Source organism: Pedobacter superstes, assembly GCF_037622515.1.
GTDB classification, from domain to species: Bacteria; Bacteroidota; Bacteroidia; order Sphingobacteriales; family Sphingobacteriaceae; genus Paradesertivirga; species Paradesertivirga superstes.
In genome coordinates, this window is record NZ_JBBJCN010000008.1 from 1 (window position 1) to 18,882 (window position 18,882).

An 18,882-nucleotide genomic window follows, 5' to 3' on the forward strand; every position below is an offset into this window, starting at 1 on the left:
GGCAGAATAGATGAGAAAGAAAATGAAAGGTGTTATATGTATCCTTATCCAGACGGGAAATGCCGCAACCCGGAAATATCATGTCGGTTTGGCGACCGACGAATCCTTGCGCTGTAATTCCCCGGTTTCTGTAATAATATGAACCTTTACCATTTATAATACTCAGTTCTTTTGCAGCTGCTCCGGCCACCCGTTTTCATTTTCTGTCCGTTCAATCAAGCACTAAACCTATTTAGCAGCCTTCTCAAGTTTTAATATTTCCACCCCAGCGTCAAGCAGCGGACCGGTTCCGTGTTTTTCGTTTAGTCCCACCGGGCGATTGTAATAAAACGGAAGATTATCCTGAATACCGGTTCCGACACAAATGTCTTTAAGCTGGCCCAGTTCATTGAGTTTATTCTTTTTCAATCCTTCCCAGCCAATTTTCGCCATTGATGCGTAGCGTTTATCTATCCAGCCCTGGTTTACTGCATGTGCAGTGCCATACACAAACATAGCGCTACATGACGATTCTGTGTACGAATCCTCCTTATCAAGTATTTGATGCCATAAACCCTCCGCACCCTGGTAATATGACAGACCAAGAATCTGGCGTTCAAGTAGTTTTATTAGGTTCTTCTTTTCAGGATGATTATCCGGTAGTATATCCAGCAAATGAACGGTAGACAACATAATCCACCCATTACTGCGCCCCCAATGTGCAACACCATTTCGTTTTAGATCGCTATAGTAAGTATGCCAGTAGATTTGTTTCTCAGCATCCCATAAGTATTTATTAAAGTTCTTAACCTGCTTAATTGCGTCGTTTATGTATTTCTCCTGACCGGTAAACTTTCCCATCCGGGCCAGAAACGGGACACTCATATATAAATCATCGGCCCATAAAGTCATCTTATGGGGAAAAGCTCTGACAAAAGATCCATCTTCCAGGCGTGGCCGGTCTTCTGTTAAATGCTTTGCGGCCTTTTCAAGGTAAGCTTTATATTCAGGCTTTTTAACCGGGTTGGAGGCCTCTATTATGCTGGCACTCATAGCACCAAAATCGTCAAGCTCTTCCATTGTAAAAAACTCGCCGTACGGATAGGTATAATGTTTTACATCATGTTTGAACCGTTTCTCAAAGGTTTGGTAATTATCGAAGCCAAAAGCTATATGCCTGGCTGCGTAATCAAGATATTTTTGATCATTTAAGTAGTTCCCCAGGTTAACCATAGCTATATTAAGAACCCCATGGGTATAATGCCAACCTGTATATGGACTCGCATACTTCACCTTTACAGTCTCAGGAATTTCTTTAGAAGATTTGTAAAATTGCTTATTCTCAACTCCTTCAAATCCTAATACGGTCTCCTTTATTATTTGATCAGCGATTTTTCTAACTACCTCTTCATTTGACTGAGCCTTAACAATAAACGCACAAAGGATGATCAAGCAGACGCCTGTAAGGTTTCTAAGCATAAGATTTATATAGGCTATAATTGAATAGCACGAATTAACCTAAATTCCACCAAATTTTATCCTGGCCCGGCAGCTATCATAAAAATGTTACAGTAGGGGAAAAATGCTATTTAGAGCTTTAAGATTGCCGGTCGATACACGGAACACGATGACTGGGTTTTTATGATGCGGGTAACACAAAGGTAAAAAATCCGGAACTCCTGGATTCGTGCGCCCAAATATTTAAACAGCAATTTCAGTTCCTGGGCAGGGCACCATAGTAAAAACAGAATGTTTTACTACTTTTATGTGCTTTGATCCACTGTTACAGGAATTCGAGGAGAATTCGATTGTACAGTAACGGGGATTTTAAAAATTTGAAACAAATCAATAAAATAGTTATTATCAAAAAGCGTTTTCTTGTTTTTCTTACTTTTCAATATCTTCAATGCTATTAAATGAACGTTCATCACTACCTTACCAGAAATATTTAGAAGGTGGGGGTGAGATGGGAATGCTGACACGTTCTTATGACTGGTCTCAATCTATTCTCGGGACTCCCGAAAACTGGCCTACAATTTTACTTTCCACAATCAGAACAATTCTAAACGCAAAATTTCCAATGTTTCTGTGGTGGGGACCAGATCTCATCCAATTTTACAACGATGCATACAGACCAAGTTTGGGAAATGACGGAAAGCATCCCACTGCTCTCGGACAAAAAGGTGAAGATTGCTGGCCCGAGATCTGGCCCATTATTAAACCATTAATAGACAGTGTTCTGGAAACAGGGGAATCAACCTGGGCTGAGGATCAATTGATTCCGATTTACAGAAACGGGCGCCTGGAGGATGTTTACTGGACATTTAGTTACAGCCAGGTGATGGACCAACATGGAGGGGCTTCAGGAGTGCAGGTAATTTGCCACGAAACCACCGAAAAAGTAAAAGCGTTAATTGAATTAAAAAAAGCCAAAGAGGAGCTTGAGCGTGCAAAGGCCGAAACAGAAGCTGAACGCGACCGGCTCAAAAGATTTTTCATGCAGGCGCCGGCCCCGATTTGCATTCTGGATGGGCCGGAAATGATTTTTGAACTAATAAACCAGCCTTACCAACAGCTCTTTCCGGGCCGAAATCTTTCGGGGAAGCCGGTTCTTGAGGCAATGCCCGAAATTAAAGGGACAGCCATACAGGATATTTTAAATGATGTCTACAAAACGGGGAAAACATTTGAAGGCAACGAGCTTCATATTTCACTGGCGAAGAATGATGATGGCCCTATTGAGGACAGGTATTTTAATTTCATATACCAGGCCCGTCATAATTCTGCAAAAGAAGTTGATGGAATTTTGGTGTTTGTTTTTGAAGTAACTGATATGGTTTTGGCCAGGGCCGAACTGCAGCGGGAGAAGGATAAGCTGAAATTGGCCATCACCGCTGCCGAAATGGGCACATTCGATATGGATCTAAAAAAAGGAACCATGGATTGGGATGCCAGATGCAGAACACTTTTTGGAATTAGCCACAATGAACCAGTGACGTATGAAAAAGATTTTGTTGAGGGTTTGCATCCGGAAGACCGGAACAGGATCACAGAAATAATCAACAACTCCTTTATAAAATTAAAAAGCAATGGAGATTATGATGTAGACTACCGTACAATTGGTGCGGACGGCCATCAGGTTCGCTGGGTGAGAGCAAAAGGCAAGGTTTATTTTGATAACCAGGACGTTCCCATTCGCTTTACTGGCTCCGTGCTGGACATAACTGAGCAGAAATTAGACGAGATCCGTAAAAATGATTTTATTGGAATGGTGAGTCACGAACTCAAGACCCCGCTCACGTCTCTCACAGCCTATGTTCAAATGCTTATGGCACGGGCAAAAAGAAATGACGATATTTTTGCGGCAGAAGCGCTGTTAAAAGCAAACCAGCAGGTTAAAAAGATGGGCACCCTGATCAATGGGTTTCTGAATGTTTCACGATTCGAATCTGGTAAAATACAGCTAACTAAAGAAAGTTTCGATGTAGTTGAACTAGTAAAAGAAGTTATTGAGGAAAAAAGGTTAACTTTTGCAAGTCATCCAATAACTTTTCATCCATCCGGGTCAAATTTTATAACTGCAGATAAGGATAAGATAGGCTCAGTAATTTCAAACTTTCTAAGTAACGCGGTAAAATATTCACCTGCTGGTAAACCTATCGTTGTCTTTTGCGAAAAGATTGGGGATAACCTTCATTTCAGTGTTAAAGATGAAGGACGAGGTATAAAGGCCAGTGACCTCTCAAGACTGTTTGAGCGCTTTTTTAGAGTACAATCCAGAGACAATCAATATATATCAGGATTTGGTATCGGGCTCTACCTGAGTGCTGAAATTGTAAAACGGCATGATGGCCAGATTTGGGCCGAAAGTGAACCGGGTAAAGGGTCAACCTTTCACTTTGAAATACCTGTAGAATAATTAAGAAGTCAGAAGTTTAAAAAAAGAAGCTGAATCATTCGGATTCGGCTTCTTTCTTAAAAGCTGTTTATTCGGCCGACGCCTCTTCATTAACAAAACCTTCGGCCACTTTAGTTAAAGCAACATCGGTTAACTTTTCGTTGTCTAAGGTTTGCTGCAAAAGATTAGCAACTTTAGTATGACCCATTGTTTCAGCAAGGGTCCTTAAGGTTCCATAGGTTGCTATCTCGTAATGTTCAACCTTTTGAGCAGCCAGTATTAAACCCGCGTCTCTGGTCATAGAACCTTTATCGGTATCTTCCATTATACTCTTTGCTTCTTCAATAAGCCCTTCCATTGCGTCGCATTTTTTGGCCTGGGGTTTCTCTTCCATTAAAGCAAATACCTGTTCTAAAGAATCAATGTGCGTCTGCGTCTCTAGGGTATGCTTCTCAAAAGCAGCTGCGAGTTCTGTGCTTGTAGCAGCTTTCTGCATTTTAGGAAGCTCCTTTACAAGATGCTTTTCTGCCCAGTAGATATCTTTCAGTTCGTCTACAAAGAATTTGTGAAACTCTGAATCTTTCATTTTCCCGGTTAGTCCGGTTGGTTTTTTAGTAGCCATGTCTTTTTGTTTAGATGTTTGTATTTTGTATGTCCTTCCCAAAGGGGCGTTTTTCATCGGTAGATGTAGGGTTATGCTTGGTACAAAACTTTTTTAATAACAGTTTCCTATATGTATGGTTTCAGAAATCTCACTTGCCTGGTCCATGCTTTTTTTTAAAATGCGGAACGATCAATTTTCAGAAAGAAAAACAGGATACATTAGGCCTTTACATAAGGACAAAATATCTAATGTCTCGGAATGTCATGTTTCAGCCGGGAATTCCTGAAGTTGTACATTATTCCATCTTTTTTGAAACAGATTTACCGTACCCGGAAGAACTAAAGCCGTAAATTTGCAAACCGGGTTTAGCTTTATTATTAATTACTCCCGGACACAAACCTGTCTATAAACAACCTGTACATACATGATCAAATCTCTGATAGTTCCATTGCTGGCCGTACTAGTTTTCAACAACTTATCTGCACAAAGCCCTGCAGGCCGAAACAAATACAATTTCAACAGTGACTGGAAAGTATCAGTTGAAGACCACAAAGAAGCCGGCAACCTTAACTACGATGATTCCGGATGGAAGAAAGTAACCCTCCCCTATGCATGGAACGAAGACGCCGCGTTCAAAAAGGATATTGTCGATCATCCTACCGGGATTGCCTGGTATCGCAAGCGCTTTAAAATACCTGCCTCAGCGCGGGGACAAAAAGTATTCATCGAGTTTGAGGGAATCAGGCAAGCAGGCGATTTTTACCTGAACGGAAAACATATCGGCCTGCATGAAAATGGCGTTATGGCTTTCGGTTTTGATGTAACGGATCTCCTGAAATTCGGTAACGAAGAGAACATTATTTCAGCGCGGATAGATAACGACTGGGAATACGAGGAAAAAGCAACAAAGACAAAGTTTCAATGGGAAGACAAAAACTTTAACGCCAATTATGGTGGAATTAATAAGAATGTGTACTTGCACATAACACCCCGGATTTATCAAACACTTCCTTTATTCTCCAACCTGAAAACAAGCGGAGTATATGTTTATGCGGATAAACATGACATTAAGGGTAAATCTGCAGTTGTCCATTCTGAGTCTGAAATCAGAAATGAAACCAATGCACCTCAGTTAGTGGATTACGAGGTCTCAATCTACGATCCTAGCGGAAAGATTGTTAAAAGTTTCACCGGAGAATCTGCAACTATTGCTCCCTCCGGGACGAAAATATTAAAAGCCTCATCGCTTGTCAGGGGCCTCAACTTCTGGAGCTGGGGTTATGGCTATTTATACGATGTGCGCAGCACTCTGAAAATCGGCGGCAAGCCGGTTGATGTTGTGAATACCAGAACCGGATTCAGAAAAACAGCCTTCCAGAACGGAATGATATACCTTAACGACCGGGTTATAATGGTGCACGGCTATGCGCAGCGAACTTCAAATGAATGGCCCGCCGTGGGCCTTTCGGTTCCTGCCTGGTTAAGTGATTATAGTAACGGACTTATGGTAGAAAGCGGCGGAAATCTTGTTCGCTGGATGCATACCACTCCCTGGAAGCAGGATATTGAAAGCTGCGACCGTCAGGGACTTATGCAGGCCATGCAGGCCGGAGACGCCGAACACGACATAGAAGGCGTAAAATGGGAGCAGCGAAAAGCAGTGATGCGCGACGCGATCATTTACAACAGGAACAACCCCAGTATCATATTCTACGAAAGCGGGAATGAGTCTATAAGTGAGCAGCATATGCAGGAAATGAAGGCTATTCGTGACCAGTATGATCCAAAAGGAGGCAGAGCGATCGGGTCGCGGGAGATGCTTGATAGCAAGGTTGCTGAATATGGCGGCGAGATGCTTTATACAAACAAAAGCGCTCATATCCCGATGTGGGCCATGGAGTATTCGAGAGATGAAGGGTCAAGAAAGTATTGGGATGATTTTACTCCCCCCTATCACAAAGACGGAGCCGGTCCGGATACCTACCGCTCTGCGATGACCAACACCATACAAAAAAGAACAGATGCAAACCTGTATAACCGCAATATGGACTCGCATGCGGTCGAGAACGTTAAACGCTGGTATGAGTTTTGGCGCGAAAGGCCCGGAACCGGAAAGCGTGTTAGTTCGGGAGGTGTAAACATAGTATGGTCGGATACCAATACCCATTACCGGGGCGAAGAAAATTTCCGCCGCAGCGGTGAAGTAGACGCTTTACGGATTAAGAAAGAAAACTTTTATGCCCACAAGGTGATGTGGGATGGCTGGGTTAACCCGGAAAAGCAACACCTCCACATAGTAGGACACTGGAACTATAAGCCGGGTGTTAAGAAAGATATTTACGTTATCAGCACAGCAGATAAAGTAGAACTGAAGGTGAACGGTAAAGCAATTGCCGGGGGGATAAAGAGCGATGGATTTCTCTTCACTTTCAAGGATGTTGAATGGAAGTCGGGTAAGATCAGTGCCCTTGGCCTTGATCTGAAAGGTAAAAAAGTATGCGGAGACACCATTGCTACCACAGGAGCTCCGGTTGCTCTGCGATTAAAACAAGTTGAAAGACCTACCAAATTTATTGCTGACGGCCATGATCTTGCATTGGTAGAAGTTGAAGTTATCGATGCCGCCGGCAACCGCTGTCCGACTGCACTTAACATGATAGATTACTCATTAATCGGGCCTGCAGAATGGCGGGGCGGCATTGCGATGGGTTCGGAGAACTACATTCTAAAAAAGACGTTCCCCGTTGAAGGAGGAGTAAACCGTTTCCTTATTCGCTCCACTACACAACCTGGCACAATCACTGTAAAAGCAACCTCAGAAGGGTTGAAATCAGCAAGCATTACATTGACAACAAGTCCTTTTGTTGTCGAGAATGGACTTTCTGAATTATTACCGGCCCGGGGTTTACCTTCCAAACTTGATCGTGGTCCTACCCCTTCTACCCCGTCATTTAACATTACCCGTATTCCCCTTTCTATAGTAAGCGCCACCGCGGGAGCTAACGCCGGCAGCGCTTTAGCCAGTTATGACGATAACGAACTGACTGACTGGGTAAATGATGGTGAGACTTCTACTGCCTGGATAGAGTACACCCTTGAAAAAGCGGCTACAGTGAGTGAGATAACGGTTAAACTGAACAACTTCGGCTCAAAGATCTATCCTTTGCTGGTAACAGTGGATGGCAAAGAAGCTTTTAAAGGAAGTACGAAAACCAGCAAAGGATACTACACCTTAATGTGTAAGCCACAAAGCGGCAAGACCGTGAGAATTCAGCTTATTCGTGCTGCCGACGCTGTGGCGGCAAGTTCAGGCGTTGAGGTATCAGGTAAGACGCTCGAAGATGGCATTGTCAGGAGCTTGAATAAGGCTCGGGGAACTCTTAGTATTATCGAAGCAGAGATTTATGAGAGTATAGAAAGAAACTCAAAAACTTCGGTTCGCAAGTAATTTCAGAAGACAATCCCATGAGAGCAGGTATGTGCGATCTCGTCGGAGCAAAGAAGACCAAAACACATCTTCTATTAAGGGTGTCTCAAAAGACGTACTCGTCATCTTGGGCCTGTCGAAAGTCATCTTGAGCCTGTCGAACGACATCTTGAGCCTGTCGAAAGACATCTTGAGCCTGTCGAAAGATTATTGCTACCAAGTCAAAAGGCTTCGACAAGGCTAGCCTGACGGCAAGTGGCAGTATTCGGCGTCTTTTGAGACACTCTCGTTTTTTAAAAACAGTTTCAAGAATTTCAGAACAAACAAGTTCGTTAGAACTTAGTACAAATGAATGAACCGATTTCTGTTGGCTTAGTTAATTTCTTTTGGAGCAAATTCCCTTTTTATGAGTAATCAGTACTAATGGTACATTTCCGTAAAATATATACAGGTATGCAAGATTTCGGTCGGAACTTTGTGGTGTTTTAAACTTCCATCTACTGAGATATTAGGAAGAGTATTTTTGAACAACGTGAAGAACACCCTGCTATGATGTCTCGCAGAGAACGGGTTTGGGAGAAATTTGAATATCAAATTTACAGATACTGAATACAATTGATAACTACTAACTAATAGCTTTATGAATTTACTCCGTCAAAAAAGGATCTCGGGAATTATTATTCTCGCCAGCTGCTCATTAGTTTTAATGTCGTGCTCTAAAAAGAAAGGTACTGTCCCTGATCCCGGAACCACTCCTGTCATCGAAAATCCAGGTACATCAATTCCGCCGGTAGAAACCCTTCCTCCTAACGCCAATTATGCTCCTGCATTCGCGGGGCAAACAAGAATAAGTGGTGTAAAGACTGCCGCAAATATAAAGGCATCAATTATCACTTCATCGTTGACAAGTCCCTGGGGTATTACCAGCCTGCCCGATGGTCGACTTTTGGTGACTGAAAAAGCAGGGCGTATACGAATTGTAACTAATGCCGGTTCAGTAGGTGAACCTATAACAGGGGTCCCGGCAGTAAATGCAGCCGGACAAGGCGGTCTTTTAGGCATTTGTATTGACCCTGACTTTTCGACTAATCGAATGGTTTATTGGTCCTTCTCCGAACCGGGGAATCTTACTGCCGTGGCCAAAGGCAGATTGTCGGATAACGAGCGCTCTTTTGAAGGAGTAACCGTTATTTACAGGGCAACACCGGTTTACGCCGGGGCTAATCATTACGGCGGCAGAGTCGTATTTGATCGCAATGAGAACCTTTTTGCGAGTGCAGGGGAGCGGGCAGATAACAGTACCCGGACCCAAGCTCAATCACTTAGTTCTGGTTTTGGTAAAGTTGTCAGGATTAATAAAGATGGCCAGGCAGTTCCCGGAAATCCGTTTATCGGACAAGCAGGAGCGCGCCCGGAATTATACTCTATTGGTCACAGGAATCCTCAGGGATTAGCAGTTCATCCGGTAACCGGCGACGTATGGCAGAGTGAACATGGCCCCAGAGGAGGGGATGAAATCAACCGTCTTCAGGCTGGCGCTAATTATGGCTGGCCGATCATCACCTATGGTCTTGAATATAGCGGACAACGCGTGGGTGAAGGCATCCAGCAAAGAGATGGTATGACACAACCTGTTTACTACTGGGACCCTGTGGTCTCCCCTAGCGGGATGACCTTCTACAGTGGAAATCACATCGCAGAATGGCAGAATAATCTTTTTATAGGATCTTTAAGCGGGATGCACATTGTTCGCCTTGTCATTGAAAATAATAAGGTTACAGGTGAAGAAAGATTGCTGAGGAGTGAAAATCAACGATTCAGAGATATTGCTCAAGGAACTGACGGTGCTTTGTATGCAATCACAGATGGGGGCCGGCTGTACCGGATAGACAGAGAATAAATACCCGGAACGCGATTCGAACGCTGCAAATAAAATACACCCCTAATACATCAATCATGGAAAACTCAATAAATAAAAATATTGGGTTAAACCGAAGGGATCTGCTCAAATCCGGGCAGGCTGTCGCCGGACCGGATTGATTTATTGAATCAGGATCGGTAGATTCGGCTGTGACAGATCTTTCTTTATACCTGGATTCTAAGAATTACTACCGCACATTGGTTTTCAAAATCGGCTCTCCTGTCACCCCTTTAATCATTAAACCACTCAGGTCTACATTTGTGGCATGCTCTATTGAAAAACCCCGCTGGGCGGTGATCTCACAATTCTTAAATTTCACCCCCACAATCGGGCTTTGTTCCAGTCCCTTCATGTTTCCTACCGCTCTTGCTGTTCCTCTAACGTTAATAATCCGTACATTTCTTACAACCGGCAATACTTTAGCGGGAGGTTTAGGATTCACCATCCGCCATGCCATGTTAAACTCAAATGCTTGCCTGGTATCTTTAAGAATGAGGTTTTTGTAGGTTATATTTTCTACCACTCCTCCCCTGCTAGGCTGCGACTTGAATCGTATCGGAGCCCAGTTATCGGCTTCGATGATGCAGTTTCTTACCATAATATTTCTAATTCCGCCTGAAGTTTCGCTTCCCATGGCTACTGCGCCATGCCCATAGCCAAAACGACATTTCTCAATCAACACATCTTCGCAGGGACGATTAACTCTTAAGCCATCTTCGTCCTTTCCCGACTTTATCGAAATGCAGTCGTCATTTACATCGATATCACAACCCGTTATCAGAATATCTTTACTGGAGTCTATATCTATACCATCCGAACTTGGAATATTATGTTCTGCCCTAATCGTCAGTCCTTTGATCTTTACCTTGTTACTATAAAGAACAAAGAGCCCCCAGCTAGCCTGGTTATTCAGGCGAAAATTCTCAACTACCACGTTCCTGCAGTTTTGGATTCCTATCAATCTCGGCCTTCCGTATCGCGGGCCCGCGTTCTGCTGAACGCTTCTTCCTCTTGCCGTCCACACATCACCCGAGCCGTCAATTGTGCCTTTGCCGCTAATTCTGAAGTTGCTTAAGCTAATAGCATTTAAGAGACAGGCGGTCCATTTCTTTTCCTCGCCTTCCCAGCGTGTATCGATCTGAGGGTAATCTTCCGGGTTTACTGATCCTTTTAAGACCGCCCCCTCTCCGACCAATAAATTAACTCCTTGCTTAAGGAATATTGAACCGCTTACGAAAGTACCTTCAGGTATAACAATCGTTCCGCCTCCTTCAGCGGTGCATTTGTCGATAGCTGCCTGGATAAAGGTCGTGTTTAAAGTCTGCCCGTCTCCTTTAGCGCCAAAGTCGGTTATCTTATACGTTTTTTCGTTTTTGAAACTGCTAAAGCTGAGACTAGTGATGAGCAGGCATGCCAGGAATAGTTTCTTTTTCATAATTTATTTCGATGAAGCGATGAGGAAATATCTTGTCCCGTGTCCGGGAATCGACATCTGAAAATTTACATTCTCGTTCCTGGAGACAACATCTTTAACCGGCTCAATCTGAGCAGTTAAAGGATCCCAGCAGCTTATTTCTCCGCTTCCTTTTAATGTAGTTTCCAGGTTCTGATCAGATTCACCTTCGTTAAAGAAGAAGTATAAATCGGCATCCTTTAACTTTCTGTGGAGATATTTAACCGAGTGAGCCACTTTGTTAAACATCACATCGCGTGGGAGCAGCGCTTTTATACGATCGGTTAGTTCTCCGGAAGCCTCTGTAACCGCCCATTCTGCTGAAGGAACCATGCTCATATTCAGAAAGTTTTTATCAGTAATGTATTTTGGCTGATTGCCAAGAAATATCACCATTCCTCCTGCTTTAGTGAAAGATTTCAACCTTTTGAAAGCCTCAGAAGATATCACTGTTACTGAAGGGATGATAATAACCTGATAACCCTGTCCGCTTTCATTAACCAGATGGTTCTTTTCCAGGTTCAGCGTTTCGGTTAATGCCTGTTCATCTACAAAATCGTAGTCGAACTGATTCTCAAGCAATTGCTTTGAAATCGCCAGGGTACTTTTATCCGCGTCCGCATCTCCCAGCCACATGCTGGTTGTTGGATGATAGAGTGCGATCTTCGCTGCAGGTATCCCTTGCGCAAGCAGATAAGCAGCCCGGTTTGAATAAACCGCAAGGTCTCTGAACTCGGGTTTACCCAAATAACTGTTTGGTATACCTCGTCCCCCGGCCGATCCGCTCCAGAACATATACTCAAAAAGATTTATCCCCCTTACCATCTGATAATCCACACACCATTTGGCCTGCGATACCGTTGGAGGAATAGTATAAGCGGCAAAGCTTTCACTTAATGCACGCGGCCGGCCGAAGAGGTGTGCTGCCGATGAAGCAAGCTTAGGAAAGTCGGCTACTTTATCAAACCATACCTGATTCCAGATAGCATCAACTCCGGGTACTTGTACATTCCGCATGTTCTTGAAAAAATCGCCGCTGGAGCGCACCAGATCCATCATTTTTTCCTCGTGGTTGAGATGCACCATGTATTCCAGCTGATTCTTCGCGCACCAGGCGGCCTGAACATCGAAAAAATTCTCTTTGAACAGATCCGACCAGACATCCCAGTAATCTGCTTTAGCCCTTTTTTCTTCTTCGCTTAAACCAGTAGTAAAAAAGGAGGCAAGATATGGCGCAATGTCGTAACCTTTTCGCTTTTTAAACTCTGTGGGCATCTTCGGAGTCCATGGCGTAAACCCGTAATCGGGTTCATCACCCCTGAAGCCCAGCACTGTTTTTCCAAACTCCTTACCGATATACTTTTTGTACTGTTCGTGGGTAAATTCGAGAAACTGCTTTGTGGCCTCAGGATTCAGGTAGTCGCAAAGTGAATTGGTAGTGTCTTTTCCACCCTTTGGATTGTTGGCGGCTCTTGTAACAGAAGTTTTGAAACGATGTTGTATTAAGAGGATTTGCCAGCTACCTTTCGGTGCCTTCCAATGCAGTGCCCTGTTGTTTAGACGAAGAAGAACGTGACTCCTATCCTGTAGATTTACGGCAGCAGCGCTTATGATGTCTGCCGGCAGAGTTTCTTTTATTTCCTGGCCTTCGGATAAAGATATCCTGCGGGCAACGACCAGCCCCTGCATACGTAACTCAGGTTTTTCCAGGCTAAACTTACCTCCGGCAAAGCCGCTTGGATATTTCCCCTCATCAATTATCCAAACCCGCATATTCCGCTTTTTCGCTTCTTCAACCGCAATCTTCACCGTTTCGAACCAGCCGGAGGAGAGATAGGGATTAACCATTTTATAACCGGCTTCGATAGTCACCACTTTCAGGCCCTGCCCCTGAATGGCATCGAGATCTTTGATAATTGATTCGCGACCGACGGGTCCATCCCAGCCCCAGGTTAATGTATGCGCATATTCCGGAGGGTAGTCCTTGAAATTTGATTCAAGTTGAGCCCTTGTAGGGTTGTTTAACTTCTGCCAGCTTTGCTGAGCTCTGGTCGGCGCAGAAATAAAAGATAGGGCTCCAATAGCCAGATAAGAAAATCTGACCCAAATTCCTTTTTTCATGTATTTTTTTGTGAGGCTGGTAATTGACTGCTCAAAATTAATTCTTTACGGCGCTTTTCTGTTTAAAACAGATCGTGCAACGGATATTTTACCATTTATACTTTAGGCATGCCAAATTATGTCAAGCCCCCGGGGATGTCTCCGCGGTATTAAATTCTTCGCGATTATTTCGATGGACGTCGGGGACCGAATTCCACTAAAAACATCCCGGATGATTTGTGCAGAAAAGATTAAATTCCGGGTCACCGGATCTAAAAGCTTATCCTAAAAAAAACCGGCAATAATACTAGCTATCCTGGCACGATGTAAATATTTGTCTGGTTTTTTCTCACAACTATACACTTATTGTGTCTGAATGTCTCTGATATTAGGTATAGATTAGTATCTCAAATCCACCCTTATGATTTATTTTGTTTATATCGTATTCGCAATTGTCGTCGGCTTTATAGGTGATGAACGAAAAATAGGTTTTTGGACGGCCTTCCTGGCTTCCTTATTATTTTCACCTATAATCGGTTTCATCCTTGTTTTAATGAGCGGAGACAGAGAGATTCGAAATGGTTAACAACGGGGCCGGCTCATAAACCTTTCCCGGCCATTTTTGCAAAACCCGTGTTAGCACTTTATTTGTTCACCACTGCACGCCATTTCTAACATTACGGACTTTCACACCATCTTTCCTGCGTGGGGTGGAAGTGGGAGCAGATCATTAAAACTTCGAGAACTAGCCGCCCTGCAAAATCTACTTGGTGCTATGTGAATCGATCATCAACAGGGCGACCAGTAATCTATTTTTGCTAGTCGACCCTTAAACAAAGTAAAAACAAGGGCGTCATCAGATCTTCTCCCGTGGTCTGTGTCTCACAGACCGCCCCCCCGCATCGATGGTCTGCCAGAGCATAAATACCAATCTCTCACTGTGGTGTCTGCACATTCTCTGTTCACGGCATTCACACCAGGTTTCAACGTCTTTCTTTCCCCCTACCTTCTTCTGCCCATGCTCTGATATGCCGGCCATCTGTTCCGTATCTGCACCGAATCACCATACTGTCTGCTCCGAGATTTCTCGGTGCATATACGGTTCAGATACGGTGGTGATGCGGTGCAGTTCAATACCTGGCAGAATTGACATGGAAGAAAATCCCGGGTTTTTTTTCACCTCATTATCCGGCAATCATCAGCGCGCTAAAAGCCCTCTCCCGTAAAATCGACAAGCGGTATAAACCAGGAAAAAAAATGAAAAAAGCGGGAAAAACCGGAAAGGTAAAGATTGTTTTTTCAGCTTTTCTGCAGCTCTGGTTACGTTTGCTCTGTCAGCAAAGCGTACCTGAGGGAAATAAGTCGCAGCGACTATTAACAGAATGTTTAAGCTTTAATTTATTAACATGGCAGAATTAAAAAACGGACCACTGGGGTCCAGGAAACAAAACCAAAGTTTAAGCCAGGAAATTAAAAAAGGTCCGGATTACCGTTCGTTTCCCTGGAAAATGAAAAAACTGCCTTTTTTTCAGGCAGCTTTAAAATTAATTTTTCAACGAAGCCATGTCAATGACAAAGCGATATTTCACACCGCCATTGAGCAATCGCTCGTAAGCCTCATTGATTTTTTGAATATTAATCAGCTCGATATCGCAGGTAATTTTGTGCTCTGCACAGACGTCGAGCATTTCCTGGGTTTCTGCAATACCCCCGATAAATCCGTAAGCGAAATCGCATATGGGTTAGGTTTCAAATATCCCCAGCATTTCACCCGCGCGTTTAAGCAATGTGTCGGCTATACGCCGAATGAATACAAAACGATGAATTAAGGGCAACAGGGTGAAGCCATAAATGCGGTTTAACCAGATATATCAGGATTTCTTTAAGGTGAATATCAATAAGCAGATGAATTTTTATCATCCTCAAACAAATACCCGCTATACGCAAGCCCCTTAGCCACACTGGTGAAATTGTCGCCCGAATTTATCTTACTTTGAGGGAATTTATTTTGAAACAGATCTTTTATGCCCCTGACCATCGAAGTTCCACCGGTAAGAAACAAGCTGTCAATATCTTCGGCTGCGATTTTATTATTTAGCATAAATTTGTCCAGATAAGCAGAAATCTTCAGTATATCTTTGTCGATAATTGCATTATAGCCCTCAATCGGGACTTCCTCATCAATCTCAATTCCCATATTCGAATACTGGAACGGAAACATATCTAGGTCTGAAAGGCCAATCTTTGTTTTTTCAATAGCCTGAAAGACCGAATATCCAAGGTTGTTATCTACAAGCGTGAGCAGGTTCTTAAATTTGCGGTCATTTTTTGAATAATGATAATAATCCTCCATACTCTTCTTTATTCTGAGACTGTTGAAGAAGTTTATCTTATCCCATGAGCAAATATTATCAAAAAGCGATACCGGTACTTTCAGTACTTTTCCGGGACTGGCCTCATATAAAGTATCTTTACCAAAGTAAGGCGTGCCTTTCTCCCACATAAAAGCAGAATCAAAACTGTCGCCGCCAATGTAAACACCTCCGCTGGCAATCATATCGTTTTTGCGGTCCATGCTGTTAACTCTGTCCGGGTCAAGCTCCAGGTAAGTAAAGTCAGTGGTCCCCCCTCCAATGTCTGCCACCAATACCTTTTCTCTTCGAAGTATCGTTTTTTCATAGGCGAAAGCTGCCCCTATGGGTTCAAACTGGTAGCGCACATTAGTAAATCCGGCCTTTTCAACAGCCGTAGCCAGCCGTGTTTGTGCAAGGGTATCTTTTGCGCTGCTGTCATCATCAAAAAATACCGGGCGGCCGATAACTGCTTTCCGGCAATCGGAGCCTGTAATTTTATCCGCCTTGGATTTAAGGTCTTTAAGAATGAGGGTCACCAGATCAGACGCATTGTATCTTTCGTTTTGTATCCGGGTTTCTATAAAACTTGTGCGCGACAAGATATGCTTGATAGATTTAATAAACCTCCCCTTCATTCCGTCCTCAAGATAAGCTGTAATGGCCTGCTCCCCTATCACGTAATTTTTAGTCTGGCCCGACGCGCTCTCCGGAAAATAAATGAGAGAAGGCACCCTTATGGTTTCAATGATCTCTTTTTTATCTTCATCAAAAATGGACAATACGGAGTTCGTGGTGCCGAAATCTAAGCCGTAAAGAAATTTACTCATAGAAAGAAAAATAGTATTTTGATTAGGCGCCGCCTGATTAATTAAGGTATTTGAAATAAGATAAACGGAATTTTTTCTGATGTTGACAGAAAACCACTGATCATTTGCCCTGCGGTATCATTTTCCTCTTGCGCCATCCGGCAAAGATAATAGTTAAAACAAAATAGCAAACCTTCTTTAAGCTGCATAATCGAAATCTGGTTCCAAATCAGCGTATAAAAAGAAGTATTACAGGAAGAAATATGGTGTTTTTCTGGCAAAGCAAATTCATCTGCTGAAGCTTAAACTCCAAACAGCACTACCTCTTCCTGCTTTTAATTGACGACCTGGTCAGGGCATGTTCCGCGGGTCGTCAGCTGTGTTAACATAAGTAATGGCAAAAGGGCCGGTGCCATGTATTTGTACAACAGTTGGAAGGTTACAAAATGCATAATGAACAAAGTTAGCAGGCATTACAGCGAAACCGCTTTTTTCTATTTTTCTGGCCTTTTGTTTGTCAAAAGTTTTCTGAGTTCCCATAAAAAGGGCGCCTTCAATAACAGTGATATTCTCAGCAGTCGGATGCCAGTGGGGTTTTACCGTATAATTCGATGGAAACTTCACCCTTATGGTAAACGATCCGGCTTTTGAAGGATCGCCTGAAAGAACGGCCACCTTAGCTCCCTTTGGTAATCCCGGAGGGGCATCCATCCATTTTAACTCTGCGGCGCTCAGCATGGTATGACTGGCGGCGCTATCAGATGACATCATTGGATGGTCCTGAGCCATTAAACCAGGTTTCCAGGCAATTAAACACACCATTAACACTGTGATTTTCAATAGGACTTTCATCTTAACCTCCGCTTTTAATGTATTCTAAAAAACAATCGGGCTCGGCATTGTTCCAGGAAATTATCCGATTGTAAACCCCGGTGAGAAATATTCACCAACACCATCACACTTTGTTTTCTTGTCTGTGCGCTATTTAAGATCCTATTCATGGTGTGTCCTGGCCTTTCTCGCCTTCCGGGAGAAGTGTCGTAAGACAGAGAGGTTGTTACGCTTTACATGATTTTTACCTGCACTTCAATTCATGGAATCTGCACACCTCAAAAAATCAAAGTATCATAAAAACAATGCAGAACACACCTTCGCCAATCGCCGAAGCTCCGGCTGGCCCGAACAGCACCACCCACCAAAAAGATTAAGAATAAACCGGCTCTTTATTTCCAGGCCAGAGAACACTTACCAATGGCATAAAAATTCTTATTATTAATTTTTGTCATGGCTGTATAGATTACAGTAAAGGTTCCATTTTCTTCTTCAATAGCACAAAGTGGCGTACGTGTAAAATGATCGCCCGGCTCTGCCCAGAGATTATTAGCTGACTGCACTTTTACCCGGGTTTCAGGTTTCCAGTTTATACCGTCCGTGGAAATACTATAACCTATCTCCTGATCTCCGAAGGAATCGAAAATCATCAGGTAACGACCGTCTTTTAGCTGTGTGACTATTTCATTCTCCATAAACACGCCGGCTACCGGAATCGGATTAAACCCTTCAGGCATTCTGGTCCATGGACCGTTTAATTTCGGTGAAAAAGCAATGCCTGTTGGCCAGGGGCCTCTGGGTGTATGATAATGCCCGTCGTACATGGAAAACCATGTATTGCCTACTTTATAAGGACTAAAACATGCCACAGCCTGTTGCCCTTCCCAGGGTTGTGAACTGGCATCCGGTTCCATTACTATACCCATATCGGCGTATGGCCCGGCAATGCCATCACGTCCTTTTAATACCGATTTCGCCCTCCAGATCCTGCCAGCATAATCGGCGTAGTCGAGTTCACCTTTCGCCGCGTCTCCCGCACGATAAGCGACATAGAAGATATTCCAGGCATCTTCTTCTTCATTGAACACTACCCCTGTTACCCATACTTCAGAACGGGGATTAAGATGGGTTCTCCCGGGTATGCTTTCCCTTATCGTCGATTGTCTTTTCCAGTTTATAGCATCCACACTTGTCCAATAGGAGATCCGCAGGTCCCGGTGCGGGCGATCAAACATTTCGTTCACAAACATGTGATAAACATTATTGACCTTTACCACCTGCCCGGTTTCAAAACCAGAACCATTTTGACTTGCTAAAACATCCGGATGATTTAAGCCTATAACCGGACCTTTGTGTTCAGTAACCATTTTCAGGACTTTAGTGGCAGATTTTTCAGGACTCAAGCTTCGGCCGGCTTTCAGGCCTTGAGCCCCCACCTGCCTGCCGGCAAGCAGCAAAGAAGAAAACACGATAATTCTCAGGGAAAATATTAATTGCTTCATTTTAAAA

The 18,882-nt window shown here is 43.5% G+C and carries 13 protein-coding genes and 1 pseudogene; 5 read left to right on the forward strand and 9 right to left on the reverse strand.

Translation table 11 applies throughout. The features are described 5' to 3' along the window. Together WG906_RS17105 and WG906_RS17110 are read right to left on the reverse strand one after the other, a co-directional pair. A partial coding sequence (locus WG906_RS17105) for a hypothetical protein (RefSeq protein ID WP_339994058.1) occupies window positions 1–190 on the reverse strand: 190 nt, incomplete at its 3' end. A 38-nt stretch (window positions 191–228) separates the two neighbouring features. Next, window positions 229–1,458, reverse strand: a complete 1,230-nt coding sequence (locus tag WG906_RS17110) for a glycoside hydrolase family 88/105 protein (protein ID WP_339994059.1) — start codon at window positions 1,456–1,458, stop codon at window positions 229–231. 427 nt (window positions 1,459–1,885) lie between these two features. Here WG906_RS17110 and WG906_RS17115 point away from each other — a divergent pair, with 427 nt between their 5' ends. Then, window positions 1,886–3,898, forward strand: a complete 2,013-nt coding sequence (locus tag WG906_RS17115) for an ATP-binding protein (protein ID WP_339994060.1) — start codon at window positions 1,886–1,888, stop codon at window positions 3,896–3,898. 67 nt (window positions 3,899–3,965) lie between these two features. On the opposite strand, the gene WG906_RS17120 is transcribed toward WG906_RS17115, so the two are convergent. Continuing rightward, window positions 3,966–4,499: a YciE/YciF ferroxidase family protein gene (locus WG906_RS17120; RefSeq protein WP_339994061.1), complete on the reverse strand. Its 534-nt coding sequence runs from the start codon at window positions 4,497–4,499 to the stop codon at window positions 3,966–3,968. A 406-nt stretch (window positions 4,500–4,905) separates the two neighbouring features. Here WG906_RS17120 and WG906_RS17125 point away from each other — a divergent pair, with 406 nt between their 5' ends. After that, window positions 4,906–7,929: a glycosyl hydrolase 2 galactose-binding domain-containing protein gene (locus WG906_RS17125; protein WP_339994062.1), complete on the forward strand. Its 3,024-nt coding sequence runs from the start codon at window positions 4,906–4,908 to the stop codon at window positions 7,927–7,929. Between the two features lie 619 nt (window positions 7,930–8,548). Beyond that, a complete protein-coding gene (locus tag WG906_RS17130; RefSeq protein ID WP_339994063.1) occupies window positions 8,549–9,808 on the forward strand; it encodes a PQQ-dependent sugar dehydrogenase in 1,260 nt (419 codons plus the stop codon). Between the two features lie 208 nt (window positions 9,809–10,016). On the opposite strand, the gene WG906_RS17135 is transcribed toward WG906_RS17130, so the two are convergent. Both WG906_RS17135 and WG906_RS17140 read right to left on the reverse strand, forming a co-directional pair. Continuing rightward, window positions 10,017–11,264 carry a glycoside hydrolase family 28 protein gene (locus tag WG906_RS17135; RefSeq protein ID WP_339994064.1) on the reverse strand — a complete coding sequence of 416 codons (1,248 nt, stop codon included), beginning with the start codon at window positions 11,262–11,264 and terminating at the stop codon, window positions 10,017–10,019. Window positions 11,265–11,267: 3 nt separating this feature from the next. Further along, a complete protein-coding gene (locus WG906_RS17140) occupies window positions 11,268–13,403 on the reverse strand; it encodes a glycosyl hydrolase (protein ID WP_339994065.1) in 2,136 nt (711 codons plus the stop codon). A 400-nt stretch (window positions 13,404–13,803) separates the two neighbouring features. On the opposite strand from WG906_RS17140, the gene WG906_RS17145 reads away from it, so the two are divergent. Then, window positions 13,804–13,968 (forward strand): hypothetical protein, encoded by a 165-nt coding sequence (locus WG906_RS17145; RefSeq protein ID WP_339994066.1) that lies wholly within the window; start codon window positions 13,804–13,806, stop codon window positions 13,966–13,968. Window positions 13,969–14,926: 958 nt separating this feature from the next. On the opposite strand, the pseudogene WG906_RS17150 reads toward WG906_RS17145, so the two are convergent. Further along, window positions 14,927–15,097, reverse strand: a pseudogene (locus WG906_RS17150) (NAD(P)-dependent alcohol dehydrogenase); the annotation flags it as partial. Between WG906_RS17150 and WG906_RS17155 the strand changes: the two are divergent. Next, window positions 15,047–15,211, forward strand: coding sequence for a helix-turn-helix domain-containing protein (locus WG906_RS17155; RefSeq protein WP_339994159.1), 165 nt, complete (start codon window positions 15,047–15,049; stop codon window positions 15,209–15,211). The pseudogene WG906_RS17150 and the gene WG906_RS17155 overlap by 51 nt on opposite strands. Window positions 15,212–15,276: 65 nt before the next feature. Here the strand turns inward: WG906_RS17155 and WG906_RS17160 are convergent, their stop codons facing one another. The 3 genes from WG906_RS17160 to WG906_RS17170 all read right to left on the reverse strand — a co-directional run bounded on the left by WG906_RS17160 (window position 15,277) and on the right by WG906_RS17170 (window position 18,875). Further along, a complete protein-coding gene (locus tag WG906_RS17160; RefSeq protein WP_339994067.1) occupies window positions 15,277–16,563 on the reverse strand; it encodes an Hsp70 family protein in 1,287 nt (428 codons plus the stop codon). Window positions 16,564–16,893: 330 nt separating this feature from the next. Then, on the reverse strand, window positions 16,894–17,394 hold the full coding sequence (locus WG906_RS17165; RefSeq protein WP_339994068.1) for a cupin domain-containing protein: 501 nt from the start codon (window positions 17,392–17,394) through the stop codon (window positions 16,894–16,896). 371 nt (window positions 17,395–17,765) lie between these two features. Further along, a complete protein-coding gene (locus tag WG906_RS17170; protein ID WP_339994069.1) occupies window positions 17,766–18,875 on the reverse strand; it encodes a glycoside hydrolase family protein in 1,110 nt (369 codons plus the stop codon). Window positions 18,876–18,882 lie beyond the last annotated feature (7 nt).